Origin of the sequence: Microcoleus sp. K1-B1 (assembly GCF_036704705.1) — a bacterium.
GTDB lineage: Bacteria > Cyanobacteriota > Cyanobacteriia > Cyanobacteriales > Microcoleaceae > Microcoleus.
On the sequence record NZ_JAUBSH010000008.1, the window covers coordinates 36,940 to 57,497 of the forward strand.

20 protein-coding genes and 1 tRNA gene are annotated in these 20,558 nt (G+C 45.9%); 6 read left to right on the forward strand and 15 right to left on the reverse strand.

The window, feature by feature from the left end:
- The first annotated feature begins 6 nt into the window (after nt 1–6).
- The 5 genes from QUA83_RS04510 to QUA83_RS04530 all read left to right on the forward strand — a co-directional run bounded on the left by QUA83_RS04510 (nt 7) and on the right by QUA83_RS04530 (nt 5,140).
- The gene (locus tag QUA83_RS04510) at nt 7–2,916 is read left to right on the forward strand and encodes a hybrid sensor histidine kinase/response regulator (RefSeq protein ID WP_333291829.1); all 2,910 of its coding nucleotides are present in this window, start codon (nt 7–9) and stop codon (nt 2,914–2,916) included.
- A gap of 320 nt (nt 2,917–3,236) precedes the next feature.
- On the forward strand, nt 3,237–3,713 hold the full coding sequence (locus tag QUA83_RS04515; RefSeq protein ID WP_333291831.1) for a chemotaxis protein CheW: 477 nt from the start codon (nt 3,237–3,239) through the stop codon (nt 3,711–3,713).
- 66 nt (nt 3,714–3,779) lie between these two features.
- Nucleotides 3,780–4,520 carry a pentapeptide repeat-containing protein gene (locus QUA83_RS04520; protein WP_333291833.1) on the forward strand — a complete coding sequence of 247 codons (741 nt, stop codon included), beginning with the start codon at nt 3,780–3,782 and terminating at the stop codon, nt 4,518–4,520.
- Nucleotides 4,521–4,536: 16 nt separating this feature from the next.
- Nucleotides 4,537–4,791 carry a hypothetical protein gene (locus tag QUA83_RS04525; RefSeq protein ID WP_333291834.1) on the forward strand — a complete coding sequence of 85 codons (255 nt, stop codon included), beginning with the start codon at nt 4,537–4,539 and terminating at the stop codon, nt 4,789–4,791.
- A gap of 1 nt (nt 4,792) precedes the next feature.
- Nucleotides 4,793–5,140: a type II toxin-antitoxin system mRNA interferase toxin, RelE/StbE family gene (locus QUA83_RS04530; protein ID WP_333048285.1), complete on the forward strand. Its 348-nt coding sequence runs from the start codon at nt 4,793–4,795 to the stop codon at nt 5,138–5,140.
- Nucleotides 5,141–5,233: 93 nt separating this feature from the next.
- On the opposite strand, the gene urtE is transcribed toward QUA83_RS04530, so the two are convergent.
- The 6 genes from urtE to urtA form a co-directional block, all read right to left on the reverse strand.
- Complete coding sequence (gene urtE, locus QUA83_RS04535) at nt 5,234–5,932, reverse strand: urea ABC transporter ATP-binding subunit UrtE (protein ID WP_333244135.1); 699 nt, start codon at nt 5,930–5,932, stop codon at nt 5,234–5,236.
- A gap of 79 nt (nt 5,933–6,011) precedes the next feature.
- Complete coding sequence (gene urtD, locus QUA83_RS04540) at nt 6,012–6,758, reverse strand: urea ABC transporter ATP-binding protein UrtD (protein WP_333291837.1); 747 nt, start codon at nt 6,756–6,758, stop codon at nt 6,012–6,014.
- A 128-nt stretch (nt 6,759–6,886) separates the two neighbouring features.
- A complete protein-coding gene (locus QUA83_RS04545) occupies nt 6,887–7,615 on the reverse strand; it encodes a TIGR00266 family protein (RefSeq protein WP_333291838.1) in 729 nt (242 codons plus the stop codon).
- Nucleotides 7,616–7,805: 190 nt separating this feature from the next.
- Nucleotides 7,806–8,948, reverse strand: coding sequence for an urea ABC transporter permease subunit UrtC (gene urtC / locus QUA83_RS04550; RefSeq protein WP_333291840.1), 1,143 nt, complete (start codon nt 8,946–8,948; stop codon nt 7,806–7,808).
- Between the two features lie 27 nt (nt 8,949–8,975).
- Nucleotides 8,976–10,130, reverse strand: a complete 1,155-nt coding sequence (locus QUA83_RS04555) for an ABC transporter permease subunit (protein ID WP_333291842.1) — start codon at nt 10,128–10,130, stop codon at nt 8,976–8,978.
- Nucleotides 10,131–10,448: 318 nt separating this feature from the next.
- On the reverse strand, nt 10,449–11,768 hold the full coding sequence (urtA, locus tag QUA83_RS04560; RefSeq protein WP_333291844.1) for an urea ABC transporter substrate-binding protein: 1,320 nt from the start codon (nt 11,766–11,768) through the stop codon (nt 10,449–10,451).
- Nucleotides 11,769–12,100: 332 nt separating this feature from the next.
- Here urtA and QUA83_RS04565 point away from each other — a divergent pair, with 332 nt between their 5' ends.
- Nucleotides 12,101–12,259: a hypothetical protein gene (locus QUA83_RS04565; protein WP_333291845.1), complete on the forward strand. Its 159-nt coding sequence runs from the start codon at nt 12,101–12,103 to the stop codon at nt 12,257–12,259.
- Nucleotides 12,260–12,293: 34 nt separating this feature from the next.
- Here the strand turns inward: QUA83_RS04565 and QUA83_RS04570 are convergent.
- The 9 genes from QUA83_RS04570 to arsH form a co-directional block, all read right to left on the reverse strand.
- Nucleotides 12,294–12,366 (reverse strand) — tRNA-Ala (locus QUA83_RS04570).
- Between the two features lie 120 nt (nt 12,367–12,486).
- Nucleotides 12,487–13,215 (reverse strand): HAD family phosphatase, encoded by a 729-nt coding sequence (locus tag QUA83_RS04575; RefSeq protein WP_333291847.1) that lies wholly within the window; start codon nt 13,213–13,215, stop codon nt 12,487–12,489.
- 132 nt (nt 13,216–13,347) lie between these two features.
- The gene (locus QUA83_RS04580; protein ID WP_333291849.1) at nt 13,348–14,247 is read right to left on the reverse strand and encodes a methyltransferase domain-containing protein; all 900 of its coding nucleotides are present in this window, start codon (nt 14,245–14,247) and stop codon (nt 13,348–13,350) included.
- 233 nt (nt 14,248–14,480) lie between these two features.
- Entirely contained in the window at nt 14,481–17,039 is a 2,559-nt protein-coding gene (locus QUA83_RS04585) for an ATP-binding protein (RefSeq protein ID WP_333291851.1), read from the reverse strand.
- A 309-nt stretch (nt 17,040–17,348) separates the two neighbouring features.
- On the reverse strand, nt 17,349–18,074 hold the full coding sequence (locus QUA83_RS04590; RefSeq protein WP_333291852.1) for a TVP38/TMEM64 family protein: 726 nt from the start codon (nt 18,072–18,074) through the stop codon (nt 17,349–17,351).
- Nucleotides 18,067–18,258: a hypothetical protein gene (locus QUA83_RS04595; RefSeq protein ID WP_333291854.1), complete on the reverse strand. Its 192-nt coding sequence runs from the start codon at nt 18,256–18,258 to the stop codon at nt 18,067–18,069. Before QUA83_RS04595 ends, QUA83_RS04590 begins: the two co-directional genes overlap by 8 nt.
- On the reverse strand, nt 18,255–19,241 hold the full coding sequence (gene arsS / locus QUA83_RS04600; protein ID WP_333291856.1) for an arsenosugar biosynthesis radical SAM (seleno)protein ArsS: 987 nt from the start codon (nt 19,239–19,241) through the stop codon (nt 18,255–18,257). Before arsS ends, QUA83_RS04595 begins: the two co-directional genes overlap by 4 nt.
- Before the next feature lie 231 nt (nt 19,242–19,472).
- Nucleotides 19,473–19,868: an arsenate reductase, glutathione/glutaredoxin type gene (gene arsC, locus QUA83_RS04605; RefSeq protein WP_190732266.1), complete on the reverse strand. Its 396-nt coding sequence runs from the start codon at nt 19,866–19,868 to the stop codon at nt 19,473–19,475.
- 29 nt (nt 19,869–19,897) lie between these two features.
- On the reverse strand, nt 19,898–20,554 hold the full coding sequence (gene arsH / locus QUA83_RS04610; protein WP_333291858.1) for an arsenical resistance protein ArsH: 657 nt from the start codon (nt 20,552–20,554) through the stop codon (nt 19,898–19,900).
- Nucleotides 20,555–20,558 lie beyond the last annotated feature (4 nt).

Here is a 20,558-nt window from a genome sequence, read left to right on the forward strand (position 1 = left end):
GCTCATATGAATGATGACGATTTAAACGAATTAATAGATGCTTTTACCGCAGAATGCGAAGAGTTTCTCCAGTCAATGGAGACGAATCTGCTGGCGATGGAAGCTGCGGGTTTGAAAGAGCGACAAGCGGCAGTTAAAGAAATGTTTCGGGCGGCGCACTCGATTAAAGGTGCGGGTTCGATGTTGGGCTTTCAAAACGTATCGGCGGCGGCTCACACGCTGGAGGACTGTTTTGTCATTTTGCGCGATCGCACAGACTTGGCGGCCCTGGAACCGACTACTGTGAGTGTTTTGCTGCAGGGGGTGGATGCTCTCAAAAAGATTACGATCGAATCAGTTCAACACTCCGATGTCACAACTCCGGATCAAACGGAAAACTTGGAGGCGATCGCCCAAATTTTCGCCCAGTTCCAGGCCAAGTACGGCAAGTCAGAACAGTCGCCAGTCCCCGCAGCCAGCCAATCGCCCGCCCCCGACACCCTGAAACTGATTTTTGAACAGCAAGTGCCGGCACTCTTCAATCGCCTAGAAACCGAGCTTTCCCAAGCTTCCGAGGCAGATTTGGCAACAAGCGTCACCGCCCTCAAGCAGGTTTACTACCAACTCTCCGGTTTGGCTGGAATGCTGCAATTGCCGGATTTTGCGAAAGTCGCCGCAGCCCTCAGCACTTTGATCGACTCTCCTGACTTGACTCTACAACGGTTGCAATCCGAGGGTTGGGCGATCGCCCAAAACTTGCAAACCGCACGCCAACAAATATTGGAAGGAAGGGCGATCGACATCCCCGAAATCTCCCCCTCCCCGACTCCCCCGGAAATCTCCCCCTCCCCGACTCCCCCGGAAATCTCCCCATCCCCGACTCCCCCGGAAATCTCCCCCTCCCCAACTCCCCCCGACTCCCCCCAACTCTCCGACTCCCCGACTCCCCCGGAAATTTCCCCATCCCCATCCCCAACTGTCCCCCCCTCCCCGACTCTCCCAGTCGCCAACCCGCAAAGGCCGACAATCCGGGTAGACTTAGAACGCTTAACTGAATTGGTGAATCTAGTCGGGGAATTAGTCATCAACCGTACAAATTTAGAACTTCAAGAATCCGAACTGCGCGGCGAAGTCAAGCGCATCCGCCGCAATATCGTAGATTTGAACCAATTCGGCGGTCAGTTGCGAGAAGAATACGACAGACTGAGCTTTGCAGAGTGGAGAGGGGGAAACGGGAACTCTGGATTGGTACAACTTGCAGCAGCAGAAACAGAATTGCCCATGATTGCTAACGGCAAATCCTCTCCGGTTCATGCTCACTTCGATATCTTAGAGATGGATCGTTATACAGAGTTCCACTCGACAGCCGCAGAAGTCATCGAAACTGCCCAAGCAATTTCTCACTCCGCCACCAAATTAGACACCTTAGCCATGAAATTCGAGCGCAGTACCGACCAACTGCGCCGCATTACCGAACAACTACGCAGCCGCGTCATGCAGTTGCGAGTCGTGAGTTTCAGTCGCGCCGTCGATCACTTGCCCAGAGCCCTGCGGGAGATGTGTCTCACATACGATAAGGATGTCAACTTGCTGCTAGTGGGAAGAGATACCAAAATTGACGAAAGTTTGCTCGATGCTTTGCGCGACCCCTTAATACACTTAGTGAGAAACGCTTTCGACCACGGCATCGAAATGCCCGAAGTTCGGAAAGCAAGCGGCAAGCCGGCCAGCGGTCAAATAGAAATAGAAGCCCGCCACCAAGGCGGCCAAACTATTATTACTGTCGCCGATGACGGCAAAGGCATTGACCCGGAAATGATTCGCCGTAAAATTGTTACAAAGGGTTTGGCTACGGAGGAACAAGCTCAAGAATTTTCCATTGCCGAACTCTACGATTTTCTGTTTTGGCCGGGTTTCAGCACTACAGAAGGGGTCAGCGACCTTTCGGGGCGGGGAGTGGGGCTCGACGTGGTGCGAACAAATTTGCGGACTGTGCGGGGGACTGTGAAGGTAGACTCTCGCCTGGGAAAAGGTACGAGTTTTATCATTAAACTGCCACTGCTGCTGTCGATTACTGATGCTTTGATGGTGAAGACAGATCACAATAAAATAGCAGTGCCGCTGGATGCAGTCGAGGAAATTCTGCACATTAAAGCCTCGGAAGTTCACATTGCCGGCAATCAGCCGATGTTGTGGTGGCGGGAGGAATTTATTCGTTTGGTGAGAATGCAAGATTTGCTCGAATACAGCGTCCTTCCGCCGGATGCCCCCTCTCCTGACCCTTTGACCCAAGAGGAAATTCCTGTCCTGGTTTTGGCTTCTACCGAAGGAATGCTGGCGGTGGCCGTGGAACGGCTGATTGGTCAGCAGGAAATTGTGGTTAAACCTTTGCCACCGCCTCTATCGAAACCTCGCGGCGTTTTGGGGACTACGATTTTGGGGGACGGGCGCGTGGTGAATATTCTGGATGTGGATGATTTGGTGGGTCAACCTGTGGTAAATAGTTCGATCGCCGCTATTTCCGGTAAAGTGCAGGAGATACCGGTGAGTGCGAGTCAGTCACCGCAGATTTTGGTAGTGGATGATTCCTATACAATTCGCCAGTTGCTGTCTCTGACGCTGACTCGTGCTCGCTACCGGGTAGTACAAGCTAAAGACGGTGTGGATGCCCTGGAAAAGTTGCAAAATGGTCTTGATTGCAGTTTGGCGATCGTGGATATTGAAATGCCCCGGATGGATGGATTTGAATTGTTGCGATCGATCAGATCAACCCAGCGGTTTGCTAAGATTCCTGTAGCCATGCTGACATCCCGTAGCGGGGAAAAACATCGGCAAATGGCAATGGAATTAGGCGCAAATCAATACTTCACCAAACCTTACAGCGAAGCCCAACTTTTACAAGCTATCCCCAAATTAATCCACCACTCAATAATTTAAGCCAAAATCTCAAATCTCCACTCAAATAATCCCTAATCTCCCACAAAACTTAGGTAAAAAGTAATTGAACGCGCGAATTTTAGTGGTAAGCTACGCAGCCGAATCACCTACTAAAATCTAATATTTTTCAATCTAAAACCTAATATCAATTCCGGTTATATCGGAATGATTAAACCGCAGAGGACGCAGAGGATACAGAGAAAGGGAAGAGAGAGATGAATAATTCAGATGCCAAGGGAGTTGAGATAAAATCAATAATCTAAAATCTAAAATCCAATAATCTTCAATCGAATAATCTAAAATCTAAAATCTAAAATCGAATGACTCACACCAATTACAATCGCCGCTTTCGGAGCAAGAAACAAGCCACTGTTAGAATTGCCCCTAAAAAAATTGTTTCCTTTGAACTAGGAAATATTTACTATGCTGTTCCTATTGAACGAGTGGAGCGCATTGTTAAAAACTTTAAGGCCTACGGCCTTTTACCTAACGGTAATAGTTTACTGCGGCATCAAGAAGAACTGATTACCATAATTAATTTATCCAAAATATTTCCCCGCAGTCCGAGCATTGCTGAGTGCAAATACCTGATTATTTGTACCTTAAATAAAAGTGATCGGTTGGGAATTCCTCTTCCTGATATGCCAAAAATTTTGGAAATTACCGAAGAAAGCTTCTGCGAGATTCCGGAATTGTACCGTCAACAGCAACTTCCTCCGGTAATAGAAAAGTTAATTCGCGCACCTGATGGTTCCGAAGTTTTTTATCTGAATTTTGATCTATTTAGCGAAATGTAGAGAGTTCACTTTTCGATGTATTATACCATATAAATGGTATTTTTGCAAACAAAAAGTTATAGATTTATGAAAAAACTCACAATAATGTCGATCGCCCTACTAATTTTTGCAGGAACTCTGGAACTGCCGAAGGTGGGGCTGCAACTAAGTGCGATCGGGCAAATAGAAACACCCCAACCAATCCCAACACCCCAAACAATCCCAACACCCCAACCAATCCCAACACCCCAAACAATCCCAACACCCCAACCACAAACACCCCAACCAATACAAACACCCCAACAAATCCAAACACCCCCAATACAAACACCCCAACCAAAACCAGCCGACCCCAAAAACCTCGGCTACGTCTCCCCAGAATTTGCCGAAAATTTCTCCCAGCAACAAATCGACCAAATCAACGCCAACGTCGAAACGCTGCTGCTAACTCAAAGCTGCTCCCGCTGCGACCTCCGAGCCGTAAAATTAGTTAACATTAACTTAAAAAATCCCATCCTTACAGGATCAGATTTATCAGATGCCAACCTCAGCGGTAGTCGCTTCGAGATATCAGATTTTGTCAACACCAATCTAGCTCGCACAAACTTAAGCGGAGCCGAATTAGTAGGAGCGAGAATCAGCAACGCTAACCTCAGAAAAGCTAACTTGACAAAGACAAATCTAGACGGTGCAGACCTACGATTTTCCGACTTGAGAGATGCCAATCTTTCCGATGCCAACCTCCGCAATGCTAATATAGATGGCGCTACTATCGATCGAGCAAGTATGGCCGGCACCACAATGCCAGACGGCAGGAAAAATAATTAATAATAGAGGTAGTCTTATGTCGCCGATTAAACAACGCCTTCTCGAAGCGATCGAACGGACTCCTGAGCCACTTTTAGAGCAAACGCTGGCATTTCTGGAATTTTTGACCAGTCGGACACAATCCGCGATCGCCCCAGACTTCGACTCAGATTTTGACTCAGATACCGACTCCAACGAGCAAATCATCGCCGATCTGAAAGCCTCCCTCCACCAAGCCAAAGCGGGACAAACCTTTCCCATATCGGAACTCTGGGACGGTATCAATGTCTGATATGTCAGTCCAAGTCACATTCACGGTACTTTTCAAACGTCGCCTCAAAGGACTCGCTAAAAAGTATCGCCAAATTCAAACCGATATTCAGCCAGTCCTTGATGAGCTTATCCAAGGAAACTTCATAGGAAACCAGATTACAGGGACTCAATACACCGTTTACAAAGTCCGGGCTAAAAACAGTGATTCCCAAGTTGGTAAGAGCGGCGGTTATCGCTTGATTTATCAAGTTGAATCACCGACTCAAGTTGTTTTACACCTGATTTACTCGAAATCAGAACAAGCAAATGTCTCCGCCGAGGAAATCCAAACTGCGATCGCAGAATACCAAGCGAACCCAGACGAATAAGCCATTTTTCAAATCTAAACGCTTGCCCTTCTTGCTCTTTGAGGTGCTCGCTGTTATCGTCAAAATCCGTGTCGTGCCTTCCTTCAATTCTATTCAAACAGCCAAAAACCTCTGAATCACCTCATCACTTAACTCGCTAGTGCTTCCAGAAGCCACAATCCCCCCTTTTTGCATAGCATAATACCAGTCAGCTTGCCGCACAAAATGCAAATGTTGCTCCACCAACAAAACAGAAATTCCCCTAGTCGCAACCACACGGCGCACCGCAGCTTCAATATCTAAAATAATCGACGGCTGAATCCCCTCCGTAGGTTCATCCAAAACCAGCAACTGCGGCTCACCCATCAAAGCCCTAGCAATAGCTAACTGCTGCTGCTGTCCCCCGCTCAAATCACCTCCGAGGCGATCGAGCATAGTTTTCAAAACCGGAAATAACTCAAAAATTTCATCAGGAACTTCAGGATTTTTGGTTTTGGTTGGTTTCGCTTCCAAACCTAACAATAAATTTTCTTTAACCGTCAAACGTGGAATAATTTCACGCCCTTGAGGCACATAACCAATTCCTAATCTAGCCCGCTGGTAAGTCAACTTAGAAGCAATAGATTCTCCGCCAAAAGCAATAGTGCCACTGCGCGGTTGCAGCAACCCCATAATCGTTTTTAGCATAGTAGTTTTGCCCACACCATTGCGGCCGATCAAGCAAACCATTTGCCCCGCCATGACGCTTAAATCGACATCGCGCAAAATGTGACTTTCGCCGTAATAAACATTCAAATTAGAAACTTGTAGCATAATTATTTACTGTTCACTGTTGACGGTTGACGGTTGACTGTTAACTGTTAACTGTTAACTGTTGACTGTTGACTAATAACTATTCTTCAGGTTTGCCCAAATATACCTCAATTACCCGATCGTCATTTTGCACCTCATCCATAGTCCCCTCACACAAAACCGAACCCTGATGCAACACCGTCACCTGCCGCGCAATTTGCCGCACAAACTCCATATCGTGTTCAATTACCAACACCGAATGACTTTCGGCCAACGAAATCAGCAACTCTCCAGTTAACATCGTTTCCTCATCCGTCAAACCCGCCACAGGTTCATCTACCAACAACAAATCAGGAGATTGAGCCACCAACATTCCAATTTCCAACCATTGCTTTTCCCCGTGAGAAAGCAAACCAGCCGAAATATCAGCCTTAGCAACTAAACCAATTGTTTCTAACAAACCCGCAACCGTGCGTTTTTCAGCAGCAGAAGCAGGCTTGAACAAAGTCGAAAAAACATTTTTATGGCGGCTGCAAGACAATTCCAAATTTTCGCGTGGCGTTAAATTCAAGTAAACTCGCGGCGTCTGAAACTTGCGACCAATTCCCAAGCGCGAAATCCTATCTTCCGACAACTTGCGTAAATTTTGTCCCTTAAATAACACCCTGCCCTCTGTCGGCTGCACCTTCCCGGTAATGGAATCGAGAAAAGTTGTTTTCCCCGCACCATTGGGCCCAATAATAACTCGCAGTTCGCCCGCATCCATGCTGAAATTTAAACCGTTTATGGCTTTAAAACCATCAAAACTAACAGTCAAGTTTTCTATTTCTAATACTTTTCCATTCATAGTTAAAATTCACTCACCAATAAACAACAACCCATACCTCTTGTAGGTTCCGAAGGCAAATATTCTCCCTTATTAAGGAGATTTTTTGCCCTTTACTGACACCATATTTACTACTTTTTGCTAGCAGTTTACTCTAAACTAAAACTGCTAGAACTGCTCGAAATTGGAGGTGGAGTGGAAGCTAAAATGCGTTCAGCTAACTTCGAGAGTGGCAAACTTTGCACATATACTTTACCAGGCCCAGTCATCTTTGCCAAAAACAAGCCTTCACCTCCAAATAAAGCATTTCTAAAGCCGCCAACAAATTGAATGTCGTAGTCTACTGTGGAAGCAAAAGCTACTAAACAGCCGGTGTCTACTCGCAACACTTCGCCAACTCCCAAATTTTTCTCAACTATTGTTCCTCCCGCATGAACAAAAGCTAGCCCGTCACCCTGCAATTTTTGCAGAATAAAACCTTCTCCGCCAAAGAAACCGGCACCGAGTCGCTTCGTGAAAGCTACCTCAATTTCAATGCCGTTGGCCGCACAGAGAAATGAGTCTTTTTGACACAAAAATTTACCGCCAAGTTGGCCTAAATCTAGGGGAATTACTTTACCCGGATAGGGGGCGGCAAAAGCGACGCGGGCCTTGCGATTTCCGGCGTTGACAAAGGTGGTAATGAAAAAACCCTCTCCTGTCAGCATTCGTTTGAAACCTTGAAATAAGCCGCCGCCTGTGGATGTTTGCATTTGGATGTCGCCTTCCATGTATGTCATGGTTCCAGCTTCAGCCCTGACGCCTTCTCTAGGGTCGAGTTCAATCTCGATGAGTTGCAAATCGTCGCCGTAAATTTTGTAGTCAATAATATCTGCCATATGTTGCCCCTCAATTTAAAGAATGAAGCTACTTGCTACGGATATCTAAGTAGGTGGACATATATATTGCGTCTCCTCAGACAGAGATAAATGCAGCGTTTGCCAAGTCTATGGCGATTGCTTTGTTTGTCTGTTGTAGGTGACATTTATTTATGTCAGCCTACTTATAAATTACACGATATTTTTGCACTCAATGTTCAAGTTCTTCTTTTTCGAGCTGCACTTGGGGGTCTTGTTCCAGGCTGGGGTAAGTAGATGCGTACTTCGGTTTTCTGAACAACCTGCGGATTTGGCCGAAACCTTGATGTTGCAGCCAGCCGACTAAGCCGTCGGGCAGCACTGTGACTACTATGAGGAATAGCGCACCTTGGAAAAACAGCCACACTTCGGGGAATTGTTCGCTCAAGAAACTTTTGCCAAAGTTGACTAGCAGTGTTCCCAATATTGCTCCCGATAATGTGGCGCGACCTCCGACTGCGACCCAGATTACCATTTCAATGGAAAAGGCAATATCCATTGCTTTTGGCGAAATAATTCCGGTTTGTACGGTAAATAATGCGCCTGCAATCCCGGCTAAACCGGCGGAAATTGCAAAGACTAAAACTTTGTAGCCTGTGGGATTGTAACCTGAGAAACGCAGGCGCACTTCGTCGTCGCGAATTGCTACTAACAGGCGGCCGAAACGCCCGCTGGTCAGCCATCGGCAGAGGGCGTAAGTTGCTGCTAGAAATAGTATGGTGAGAATGTAGAAAATATATTGAGTATCTCGGTCATTTACTGTGGCTCCGAACAAGGTTTTAAAGTCGGTGAGCCCGTTGGTGCCGTTAATCAGTTTTTGCTGACCGTTAAAGAAGTTGAAAAATACAATGGTTGCTGCTTGGGTAAGAATTGAAAAGTAAACGCCTCGAATTCGATTGCGGAATACTAAATAACCCAAAAGTGCGCCCAAGATGGCGGGGATGAGAACTATTGCTGCTGCTGAAAAGGGAAATGAATAAAATGGTTGCCAAAACCAGGGGAGTTCGGTAACGCCGTAGAGGTTCATAAATTCTGGCAATTGACTGCTGGCGGTTGGGGGAATTTGCAGTTTTAGGTGCATGGCGAAAGCGTAGCCGCCGATCGCAAAAAACACTCCATGCCCTAAACTAAGTAAACCCGTGTATCCCCAAATCAAGTCTATGCCGAGGGCTGCAATTGCTAGTGCTAAAAATCGCCCCAATTGATTGAGCCGAACATCGGGGAGTATGCCTGGGATGAGTAAGATGAATGTGAGGGCGATCGCGCTGACAATTATCGCTTCTTTTAGCCAGGGTTTTTGATGTGTTTTCTGCATTTTTCGCTACACTCGCAGTTGTAATTTTTAATTTTCTACCGTCCGCCCTTTTTGCGGGAAAATCCCTCCCGGCTTCACTTGCAGAAAAGCCATAATTAAGGCGAATACCATTACTTTTGCCATGCTGGTTGTGGCGAAAAATGTGAAGAAGTCGGCTAAAGGCTTGACAGGAGCGAACATTAATGCTAATGTTCCAGAACCGATCAGGTAATTTGCAGTGCCGATCGCGATCGCAGCAACTACACTCCCCACAATCTTGCCGACACCGCCCACAACCACCACCATAAAAGTATCGACTATATAATTTTGTCCAGTATTTGACCCTACCGAACCAATCAAACTAATCGCACACCCAGCGACACCAGCCAACCCCGAACCCAAAGCAAAAGTCAGCGCGTCTACTTGTTCGGTAGGAATACCCAAACACGCACTCATGCTGCGATTTTGTGTCACGGATCTAATCCGCAATCCCCACACAGACTTTTGCAAAAATAGGTAAATTCCCGCCAAACAAATTCCTGTCAGCACAATAATAAAAATTCGGGCGTAGGGCAACTGAAAATTGCCCAGCGGTATGCCACCCCGCAACCATTGCGGTGCAGTTACGTCCACATTTTGAGCGCCAAACCAAGGTTGAGTTACTGCCAGTTTGTAAGTTTGCCCTAAAAAGGCGCTCACCGCCCAGGAAATACCCAAAGATAAAGGCAAAATTAGGGCGATAATTTTGTTACGAATGCGATCGAAATCCAGGCGAGATTTCAGCAACCACAAACCGCCAAAAAACAGCAAACAAAACACTGCAATCCCAATTACCATCACCCAACTAACGCTGCGGACAAACTGCTGCAAAATTAAGCTTACGCCCCAAGTTGCCAGCAGAGTTTCTAGCGGTCGCCCGTAAAGATAGCGAATCACTCCGCGTTCGAGAATTAATCCTACTAATGCAGCTACTAAAAAAGCTAGGGGAATTGCAAATAAAATATAGGTTTCAAAAGCAAATCCTCCGATTCCTTTGAAGACATTTTGCACTACGAAAGTTGTATAAGCCCCCAGCATCATCAACTCGCCATGAGCCATATTAATCACGCCCATCAGCCCGAAAATAATCGCTAATCCCAGGGCTGCAATTAGTAAAACAGCGCCGATGCTAATGCCGTTAAATAAACCATCTAATATCGCCACTTTTGTTACTCCTGCATCAAGTCCGTCAACTTTGTTCGCGGATAATTAGGGGCGGATTTTATCCAATTGGTGTCAACTTAGAACTAAAACCCTCTGTATATTTCGCTTGTCGCCGAGTCTCGATCCCCCTAAATCCCCCTTAATAAGGGGGAGTTTGAAGAGTCCAGTTCCCCCTTATTAAGGGAGTAGGGATTGACGAAAGAATTCTCTTACTCCCCCCTTATTAAGGGGGGCGGGGGGATCTCCGGGTTTAAAGACACACCCTAGGGAAATCGAAGATACGTTGCCAACGTTAACAAAATTAGTATTACCTACTTATCAAGCTTTGAATTTTCCACCTTTTGCGGGGTCTGACCAATCGCAAGCAAAGCCTTTTGTTTCAGCGACAAATTGATTCCAAGGCACCGGTTTCACTACTTCTGGTGTAGCAAAAGCGATGTTAAATAAACCGTCGTCTCTCACTTCGCCCAAGCGCACAAATTTAGAAAGGTGATGGTTAACATCCATCGTTACTGTGCCCCCCGGCGCGTCAAAGGTTTGACCCAAAGCTGCTGCCCGTACTTTTTCCAAATCGTCGGCTGTCCCTGCTTTCTCGACAGCTTGCTTCCACAGGTAAACCATGATATAAGCTGCTTCCATCGGGTCATTGGTCACTCTATCTTTGCCGTATTTTGCCTTGAAAGCTTCCACAAATTTTGTATTGGCTGGAGATTCCACAGTCATGAAGTAATTCCAGGCGGCGTAATGGCCTTTAAGATATTCTACGCCGATCGCCTTTACTTCTTCTTCTGCAATACTGACCGACATTGACGGATATTTGTCCGGGCCCAAACCTGCACCCTGCAACTGTTTGAAAAATGCGACGTTGCTGTCGCCGTTGAGGGAATTAAAAATGACGCCGCCGTCTGGCAAAGCTGCCTTAATTTTACTAATAATTGGCGTGACTTCTGTCCCGCCCAAAGGGATGTAGTCTTCCCCAACTAATTCGCCGCCTTTGGCTGCTAGCTGTGCCTTGATAATTGTATTTGCAGTGCGGGGAAAAACGTAGTCAGACCCGACTAAGAAGAATTTTTTGCCTTTATTTTCTAGCAGCCAGTCCACTGCGGGTTCGATTTGTTGGTTCGGGGCAGCCCCAGTATAAAAGATATTTTTGGAACACTCTTGACCCTCGTATTGTACGGGGTACCAGAGCATATGATTTTTTTCTTCAAATACTGGCAATACTGCTTTGCGGCTAGCGGAGGTCCAGCATCCGAAGACGGTGACAACTTTATCTTGGTCGATCAATTTTTTGGCTTTTTCGGCAAAAGTCGGCCAGTCTGAGTTGCCATCTTCTATTACTGCTTCGATTTGTTTTCCGAGGACGCCACCAGCTTTATTGATTTCTTCGATCGCTAATTGTTCGGCATCGACAACGCTTTTTTCGCTGATTGACATCGTGCCGCTCAAGGAATGCAAAATTCCTACTTTGATCGTGTTTCCGCCCCCGGCTGCTGCTGGTGTAGTTCCTGTTGATGTGGGAGAAGCTGCGGGAGTTGCTGTTGGAGTGGGTGTTCTACAAGCTTTTAGAAATAAACTTGATGTTAGGGTAGCAGAACCGTATAAAAGAAATTTCCGCCGATCGAATCGCTTTGTCATTTTTTCTTGTTACTCTTGAATAGATGAGTCAGATGATTGAGAATAATAACACATAGCGACTTGATATTAAGACTCGCTTCAGCAGACTGTTGTATTTTTAGCTACAAAACTTATTGTTTTTGAGAAAATGAATGTTTTGTGGAGATTGAGGGCAACTGCAGCAGAAACCGGGGTGATACCTTGTTAGATTTTAGATTGACTGATGACATCAGGGTGGGGATCACTGGCTTACCCGATTTTTTGGGGAAACCGGGTTTAGACACCAAAATACGTCTTTTCAGCAATTAGTGTGTAATTAGAAACCGGATTTCTTTACATAAATTATCTTATTGATGCTACCAGTTAGGCAGCAACCGGGTCGATCGCACAAAATAGAAAGCGGGTTTCTCGCTCTCGACAGGTTATTGATGCTAAAACTTAGGCAGCAAACGGGTCGATCGCACTTGCATAGGCGAGTATCAAAGCAGGTGACGATCGCACTTCGCTTTTAGTACGATCGTCACCTGTAGAAATGCCCCTGATTTATGGAGAATAGCGGACTCGAACCGCTGGCCTCTGCGGTGCGATCGCAGCGCTCTACCAACTGAGCTAATTCCCCTGATTGAGTTTTAATTTAGCATTTTAGATGCCGGATTGCCGAATCTAAAAGGCTTACAGGTCTTGCTGGCTCTCACGTTCGCAGACCGTCACTTACACTAGCACGTAACTGCTAAAAAGGTCAAGTGTTTTCCGCAGCCGGCTCAGTGGGGGCGATCGAGCAAAGTGCCGCCACTCTATCCAACTCTAAATCAGCAAAATAGTCCACCGTCCAATTAGCTTGGCGCTGGATCATGTGAAACGGGTAAGTGTGAGTCACACCCGCAACCTGAATCCCCGCTTTTTTCGCCGCTTCAATCCCCGCAAAAGTATCTTCTAGCGCCAAACACTCGATCGGTTGCAGGTTAAAGTCGGGATATTTCTGGTTGAAAAGTTCCACAGCCAATAAATAGCCATCGGGTGCTGGTTTGCTCACCGTCAAGTCGTCGCCTGCGACAATTAACTCAAAGTTTGCTGCCAAACCGGCCCGATCTAACACCAATTCTATATCCGATCGCATTGCCCCGCTAACTACGGCCATTTTCAGTCCGGCGGCCCGAATTTTGTCAATAAATTCTGCCAAACCGGGATAAATCGGCAGTTTCTCCAAAGTATCTATTTGAGCTTTGTAAGCTTCGGCCTTGCGCTGCAGCAGTCGATCGAGATATGTTTCTGTTAGATATCGTCCCCGGCGCTTGAGTAGTTCGGTAATGCAAGCGCGATCGCTCCTTCCCAAACAAATTTCTCGAAACTCCCCACGTTTGAGCTGGAGATTTTCATCGAGCATCAATTGATCGATGATTTTCTCGTGAATTGGCTCGTCATTAACAATCACGCCATTAAAATCAAATAAAACAGCTTTTAGAGTCATTAGTTAGGAGTTAGGAGTTAGGAGTTATGAGTTATTAGTTATTAGTTATTATTCAGTCCGCGAAGGCGGACTTTGTTTGTGTAGCCCCGACTTCCAGTCGGTGGTTATTTTAGTCGGCAGTGATTCTGTAAATCAAGCCGGAGCTGGAATGCCCGGTAAATCGCCATCAAAATCAGGAGTTCGATCGCCCCAATTCCACCCCCTCGCCACCCGCACCTGTTCCAAATCTTCCCCAGGCAAAGGTTTCACGCCCTGCGTCACCTGATTCACCCACCAGTGTTCGTGAGTTTGCACCGCCGCGAATCCAGCCGCCCCCGCCCAAGCATCAAGGCTGCCAGCCGCGTAAGACTTAATATAAGGCTCTTCAAAGATATCAGTCAGCCACTCTGTCTGCCGCAAAGTTTTTTGATTTCCGTCCAAAATTGCCACTTGTCCCCCAACCTTAAGCAGTCGGAAGCTTTCTCGCAAAATTGCCCGCGATACAGCAGGTGGCGTCTCGTGAAACAGCAAGGAAGCTGCGACTAAATCGAAGCTGGCATCGGGAAAAGCAACGCTTTCGGCATTTCCGTGCAACCACTGGATATTTAAGCCGGCTTTTTGCGCTTTCATGTCGGCAACTACCAGCATATAAGGCGACAAGTCCAGCCCGACAACTTCCGCTTCGGGAAAAGCTTGCTTGAGCATGAGCGTTGTCGAACCGGTGCCACATCCCAAATCGATGATTCGGCGCGGTTTCACCCGCACAGCGTCAATTAAGCCTTGCCTGACAACTGTTTCGTGGGGAGGCAAAACATATTGCGTGATGGGATCGTAGGAAACGGCGGCACTGGGGTTGAGGTAGCCGTGTTTAATGCCGTGAAAGTTTTGGCTGCTGTAATATTCGGGATAAACTAAGTTGGGTTGTCGGTAGCGATCGCCCGCTGTTTCCCAGTCGATACCTTCGTAGAGTCGTTTCAGTGCTTCTTCGTCGATCGCCAGTCGCATCAGGGGCGACAAAAAGCGCTCGAAAATTGTATCCTTGCCAACAGCCATAAAACACCTTTAACAAAAACTCTTCTAATTTTAGCCAACGGGCGTAAATTTAGCATTAATTAAAACTGTTTAGCCCCTCTTCCCTCTTCCTTCTAGCCCTTACCTCCGTTACAAAATCCGTGGGCTTCCTTTCCACTTCCTTCTTCTACCAGTTTTTACAACAAATGCAACTATATACCAGCTTCAAAAGCTTGTTTTCTCAGGTATTTCAAAATCTCAAATCTCAAATCGTATTACTTTCCGTTAGTAATAGGAATTTTTACCAAACACTCCGTACCCCCGCCAGGAGGTCGAGAAATTGTGATGCTGCCGCCGTGTCCATCTACTACAATTTTGTAGCTAATTGCCAACCCCAAACCCGTGCCTTTGCCCACCTCTTTAGTAGTAAAAAATGGGTTAAAAATTTGGTCTTTAACGCTGTCGGGAATGCCGGGGCCGTTGTCGGCGATCGCCACTTTCAGAAATTTAGCGCCATGTTCGCGAACTACTCCCGTGGAAATAGTAATAATTTTATCCAGGCGATCGATCTCGTTCAAAGCATCTATCGCATTACTCAGCAAGTTCATAAACACCTGATTGAGCTGAGAGGGATAGCACTCGACTGAAGGCACTTTTCCGTATTTCTTGACTATATAAATTCTATTTTTAATGCGGTTGGAGAGCAGCAGCAAGGTATTTTCTATACCTTCGTGAATGTCTGCTAGCTTTTTGTCAGATTCATCCAAGCGAGAAAAGTTGCGTAAAGAAAGAACTATGCTGCGAATGCGTTCGGTTCCTATTTTCATAGAATTCAATATATGCGGCAAATCTTCCTCGATAAATTCTAACTCGATTTCTTCGCTAAAATCTGCGATTTCCTGGGGAACCTCTGGGAAGGCTTCTTTGTATAAACTCACCAATTCTAATAAATCTTTAGTATATTTGCTAGTGTGAGGCAAATTAGCCGAAATGAAGTTAACGGGGTTGTTGATTTCGTGCGCTATTCCAGCCACCATTTGACCTAGGGATGACATTTTTTCGTTCTGCACTAAATGAGTTTGAGTTTTTTTCAGTTCATTTAAGGCACTATTAAGCAGTTTTACTTGGTCTTGGGTTTGACTGTAAAGGTGAGCTTGAGTAATTGCGATCGCCAATTGGTCGGCCACAGCTTTTAATAGTTGGATTTCCTCCCGGCTCCAAAGCCAATGAGTAGCGTGGCTACAAATTAAATAACCCTGCGGCTGGTTCTGAGTCTGGACAGGTACGGCTAAATAGCTATTAGTTTTAAGTTCCGGCGGTTGAGTTACACCCTTCGCCCAAGTGTCGCTCGAAAGAATAATTGGTTCGCCTTGACCACTCCGTACTAACACATTTTCGAGAAAGTAAGACTCAAAATTTATGGCTTGTGTCGGAGAATCAGATGGGCAACATTCCCACAGGATTTGTAACGTTTTTTCTTGCGGTTTGTACCAACCAAAAGCCGCCCGTTCTAGGTGCAGCAAACTCACTATTTCTTCGACTGTACTTTGCACAATTTTGTCTAATTCCAGGGAAGCGCGAATCCGTCCGGCAATCCGGTTGAGCATGGCTTCTCGCTCCGCTTGAGCGCGATTGTTTTCGGAGGAGTAAATTAGCCAAATGGCTGCTAGCATTGCCGGGATGAGCAGTCCGGCGACTACGGATGTCAGCAAATTTAATGCTTGCAGTTGGGATTCAATATTTTCGCGGGGAATTACTAAAGCCATCGACCAGTTAACTTCCTTGAGGGGAGCATAGGCCACATACACCCATTTGTTATCTATTTTTACCAGTTCGATGTTCGTCTGGCGGTCGATCATCTGCCGCGCAATTGTGGAGAGTGCGGGGTCTTTTGACTGTAAAAAGCTTGGGGCCTCCCGATCGATATTTCCGATTAAGTTATTGTTGGGATGAACAATTGGCACTCCTTGTGAATTGAGCGCAAAAGCATAACTGTCTGAACCGTACAGCAAGCTGTTAGCGACAGATGTTACTCGGTCTAATTTAATGCTGCCCGATAGGACTCCAATTACTTTATTGGGAGCCGGAGGTAAAGCCCAAATAGGAGCTGAAATAATGATGGTAGAAACTTTTGTACTGCGACCTATCAGCGGGTCGGAAACGTTGAGCTGCCCGGCCATTGCTTTTTGAAAGTGTTGGCGGTCTTTGCTGTTCGAGCGGTTGCCTAAAGTGTTGATAAATAAGCCGTCGGGTTGAGTTAATGACAGGACGAAATACTCTTTTAATCTGTATATTTCTCCTTGCAACCGGGGCTCGACTAATTTCCAATTGAGAGTGCCAACCGTAGGATCGTAAGCAATGGTTTCTATTTCTGCTTTGCGGCTGCTTAGCCAGCGGTCGATTTCATCGGTGCCTTTTTCTAGTTTTAATAGTGCTATTTGCTTTAAATTGTCGAGGATTAGTCCGCGCACAAAAAAATAGCTGATGCAAGCAGTTGTGCTAATGGTTAAAGCGGTGGTACCCAGAATTAGTAGGGTCAGCAAATGGCGGCGCTGCCGTCTGTGTTGCCAAAGACTGTGCGCTTGCTGCCACTGCGATTGAGCAGAATTGCTGATGTTGTCCCAAAAGTGGCGCAGCTTTTTTGTTTGGTGTGGCGGCGGCGCAGATACAGATCCGGCTTGATTTGCTGGGTTTTGCATCATCAAATGTTCTCTCCGAATCAAATTCATCAAACGGTATTGGTCATTCGGCAGAATTAATATCAGCCAAGTCGTGAGACCAGTTTCAGAAAAATAATGCAACTGTAGGTCGGTGTTACCAACCCTGGTAGGCATCAGTCATTCCCAATCTCAAATGTCAAATCTAAAATTTAAAATTGAAAATGGTATGACTTGCATTCCTGACTGCAAACAATTCTTATTCCGATCGCACGCTCGCCTTCTATTTTGGCATCAGCTTTATTTTTTGACCTTCGGTTTACCTAATTGAGGTAACTGCTTTACGATATCTTTAATATCTATCTCGTTTGTATAACAAAATAATTATAAATAACACAGAGAAAACACGGAGTTTTTTTAATTAGCAATGTATTATAAGGTAAAGGTAAATACTTATTGACAATTTTACTAATTTATGCTTAGGTTTCACGGGGAAATTTTTTCGTCTAAAGCTTTTTTAGCCAAGCGGGTTGCATAAACGGTGAGGGCGATCGTTGCTACCAAACCAATCCCGTAGAGAGCCCACTCAGCAGCAGTGCGCGAGCGCCCGCTAGATCCGAGTGCAGCCAAACTCCCGGCCAGGGAACCGATATAAACATACATGACTGTTCCCGGAATCATGCCGATCCAAGATGCCAAAAAATAGTCTTTTAAAGATACCTGCGTGACTCCGAAAGCATAGTTAAGCAAATTAAACGGAAAAATGGGAGAAAGTCGCGTCAGCAGCACAATTTTCCATCCTTCAGAGGCAACTGCGGAGTCGATCGCCTTAAATTTTTGATTGCCCTCTATCTGTTTAGAAACCCAGTCGCGAGTTAAATACCGCCCTACCAAAAAAGCGCAAGTTGCGCCTAAAATCGAGCCGATGGAAACACAAACCGAACCGCCAACGACTCCAAACAAAACGCCAGAACCCAGAGTCAGCAAAGAACCGGGGATAAATAGAACCGTTGCGACAATGTAAATTAGAATAAAAGCTGCCGGGCCCCAAGGGCCGAGACTCGCGATCGACTCCAAGGCATTTGTCAGAATTCCTTGGAAGTTGAAAAACTTAGTCGCCACAATCAAAGCCACAGCTAAACCAATCCCTAAAATCAGTTTCCACCTATTTGATGGCGGCGGATTTTCATCGGGCGATCGCGAATCATTCATTACCTAAACTCTCCACTCTAAATAATATGGGCATGGGGCATTGGGCCCAAAAGCATGGGAATCGGGAATCGGGAATCGGGAATCGGGCATCGGGCATAGTTTCTTCCTTCTTCCTTCTTCCTTCTTCCTTCTTCCTTCTTCCTTCTTCCTTCTTCCTTCTTCCTTCTTCCTTCTTCCTTCTCAAATCAAAGTACCGCCACAGCTAGAACCGCTACCCGCCGTACAGCCGTAACAATAAGCAGCCGTTTGCACCTCTTGAATCACATCTAAACTGCCAGATGCGAGCAATTTAGCAGTATTTATCTTTTCACCACTGCCAGTTTTCGCCGGCAGATTTTCCATTTGGTTAAAATCGCAGTCGTAGACATTGCCCAAATAGTCGATCGACAATTCGTTACGACACATTAAATGTTCCAGAGTACCGGGATTAAAATTATCCTCCAAAAACCCCAGATAAGGCTTGTGAAGTTTCTTATGTTCCAAATGAAACTTAGTTCGTCCCACCGGCAAATTAGTAATCGCGAACAATTGATTAAAACAAATCCCAAAATGTTCGGCTAAATAAACCTTGTAATCTTCCTCTAACTTGCCTTGTTCCGGTGTTAGCGAAAACTTGTCTGTTGCCGGCACTTGTGGATTGTACACCAAATCCAGAGTTAAATTTGGGTTTTTCCCGTATCCCAACTCATTTAGCTTTTGCAGCGCCCGAATCGAACTGTCAAAAACACCGTTGCCACGCATTTTGTCCACATTGTCAGCTTGGTAGCAGGGAAGCGACGCCACAATTCTGATTTGGTTCTGCGCGCAATATTCGGGAATATCTTCAAAACCTTTTTCAAAGTAAATCGTCAAATTAGAACGAACAATTACCTCTTTCCCTGCAGCCCTCGCAGCTTCCGCTAGCGGTTTAAAACCGTAAAGCATTTCGGGAGCACCGCCGGTGAGGTCAACAGTTTGAATTTGAGGAAAGCGGCGAATGATTTCAATTAATTGGTCGCAAATTTCCGGGGAAAGTTCTTCTGTTCGTGTCGGGCTAGCTTCTACGTGGCAGTGAGTGCAAGCGAGGTTGCAGCGTTTGCCGAGATTAATTTGTAAAACTGTAATCTGCTTTTTAGTTAAAGCTGAGTTAATTTTGTTTTTGAAAGGCGTGACTGCTGTCTGAATCATGTGCTAAACTTTTTAGTCTCTGCTCGCAACGAATTTAGAGGCGTTCCGGCGGAACGCCTCTCATAATTTAGCACTAATTATGTGGATGCGACAGCGACTAATTTGAATGATTGGCAACAAAGTTAATTGAAACTCACATCTTGCACCATTCTTAAGAACAGGCAAGATGCCTGTTCCACAAAAGTTAATTTTCTTGTGGGGTGGGCATCCTGCCCGCCCGTCTACTTAATCTTACTTGAGAGAGTCAACTAATGTTTCAACTCGTGCTTTAATTTCATCTCGAACGCGGTGAAAAGTTTCGATGGGTTGTCCGTCGGGATCGTCGAGTTGCCAATCTTCAAATACTTCTCGCAATACCCACGCTTCGGGTAAATTCACGCCGCAGCCACAGAGAGAAATTACTGCATCGTAGTCTTCTGCATTGAATTCGTTTAATGGATTGGATGTTTGATCGGTGATGTCAATGCCGATTTCTGACATGACTTGAATTGCTGTTGGATGAACTCTGCTTGATTCTAACCCGGAACTGGTGACTCCAATTTTGCCGGCTCCGATGGTTTTAGCGAATCCTTCTGCCATTTGCGATCGGCAGGAGTTTCTTTTGCAAACAAACATTACTTTTTTCATGATTTTTGTTGGTTGTTGGTTGTTAGTTGTTAGTTAGATGTTTCAAGGGCGCGATTTGCTAGGGCGATCGCCTCTTTAGCTGCTTGTTCCTTGCGTTCGCTGTAGCGATCGGTCAAATAGTCGGTTTGCTCCCGCAACAGCAAGGTAAACTTGTACAGTTCCTCCATTACGTCGATCGCGCGATCGCGATAAGGCGAATCCTTCATCGTCCCATCTTCATTAAATTCCTGATAAGCCTTAGCAACCGAAGACTGATTCGGAATCGTAAACATCCGCATCCAGCGGCCCAAAATTCTCAAAGTATTCACAGCATTAAAAGACTGCGAACCGCCGCTGACTTGCATCACCGCCAAAGTTCGACCTTGAGTCGGTCTGACGGCCCCAATATTTAAAGGAATCCAGTCAATTTGGTTTTTCATAATGCCGGTAATATTGCCGTGCATTTCTGGACTAGACCACACTTGACCCTCCGACCACAGGCTCAATTCCCGCAACTCTTGAACCTTCGGATGCGTATCGGGAACGCTACCATAAATCGGCAATTCTAGAGGATTAAAAAACCTAACTTCTGCACCGAATCCCTCAATAATTCGAGCTGATTCTTCCGCCAACAAGCGGCTGTAAGAACGCTCTCTTAACGAGCCGTATAAAAAGAGAATTCGGGGTTTATGAGTAAATTCGTTCATGAGA

Bases quoted from the DNA above. Each gene is read 5' to 3' on its own strand.
- QUA83_RS04510 (WP_333291829.1), top strand. From the start codon at position 7: ATGAATGATGACGATTTAAACGAATTAATAGATGCTTTTACCGCAGAA.
- QUA83_RS04515 (WP_333291831.1), top strand. From the start codon at position 3,237: ATGACTCACACCAATTACAATCGCCGCTTTCGGAGCAAGAAACAAGCC.
- QUA83_RS04520 (WP_333291833.1), top strand. From the start codon at position 3,780: ATGAAAAAACTCACAATAATGTCGATCGCCCTACTAATTTTTGCAGGA.
- QUA83_RS04525 (WP_333291834.1), top strand. From the start codon at position 4,537: ATGTCGCCGATTAAACAACGCCTTCTCGAAGCGATCGAACGGACTCCT.
- QUA83_RS04530 (WP_333048285.1), top strand. From the start codon at position 4,793: ATGTCAGTCCAAGTCACATTCACGGTACTTTTCAAACGTCGCCTCAAA.
- urtE (WP_333244135.1), bottom strand. From the start codon at position 5,932: ATGCTACAAGTTTCTAATTTGAATGTTTATTACGGCGAAAGTCACATT.
- urtD (WP_333291837.1), bottom strand. From the start codon at position 6,758: ATGAATGGAAAAGTATTAGAAATAGAAAACTTGACTGTTAGTTTTGAT.
- QUA83_RS04545 (WP_333291838.1), bottom strand. From the start codon at position 7,615: ATGGCAGATATTATTGACTACAAAATTTACGGCGACGATTTGCAACTC.
- urtC (WP_333291840.1), bottom strand. From the start codon at position 8,948: ATGCAGAAAACACATCAAAAACCCTGGCTAAAAGAAGCGATAATTGTC.
- urtA (WP_333291844.1), bottom strand. From the start codon at position 11,768: ATGACAAAGCGATTCGATCGGCGGAAATTTCTTTTATACGGTTCTGCT.
- QUA83_RS04565 (WP_333291845.1), top strand. From the start codon at position 12,101: ATGCTACCAGTTAGGCAGCAACCGGGTCGATCGCACAAAATAGAAAGC.
- QUA83_RS04575 (WP_333291847.1), bottom strand. From the start codon at position 13,215: ATGACTCTAAAAGCTGTTTTATTTGATTTTAATGGCGTGATTGTTAAT.
- QUA83_RS04580 (WP_333291849.1), bottom strand. From the start codon at position 14,247: ATGGCTGTTGGCAAGGATACAATTTTCGAGCGCTTTTTGTCGCCCCTG.
- QUA83_RS04585 (WP_333291851.1), bottom strand. From the start codon at position 17,039: ATGCCTACCAGGGTTGGTAACACCGACCTACAGTTGCATTATTTTTCT.
- QUA83_RS04590 (WP_333291852.1), bottom strand. From the start codon at position 18,074: ATGAATGATTCGCGATCGCCCGATGAAAATCCGCCGCCATCAAATAGG.
- arsS (WP_333291856.1), bottom strand. From the start codon at position 19,241: ATGATTCAGACAGCAGTCACGCCTTTCAAAAACAAAATTAACTCAGCT.
- arsC (WP_190732266.1), bottom strand. From the start codon at position 19,868: ATGAAAAAAGTAATGTTTGTTTGCAAAAGAAACTCCTGCCGATCGCAA.
- arsH (WP_333291858.1), bottom strand. From the start codon at position 20,554: ATGAACGAATTTACTCATAAACCCCGAATTCTCTTTTTATACGGCTCG.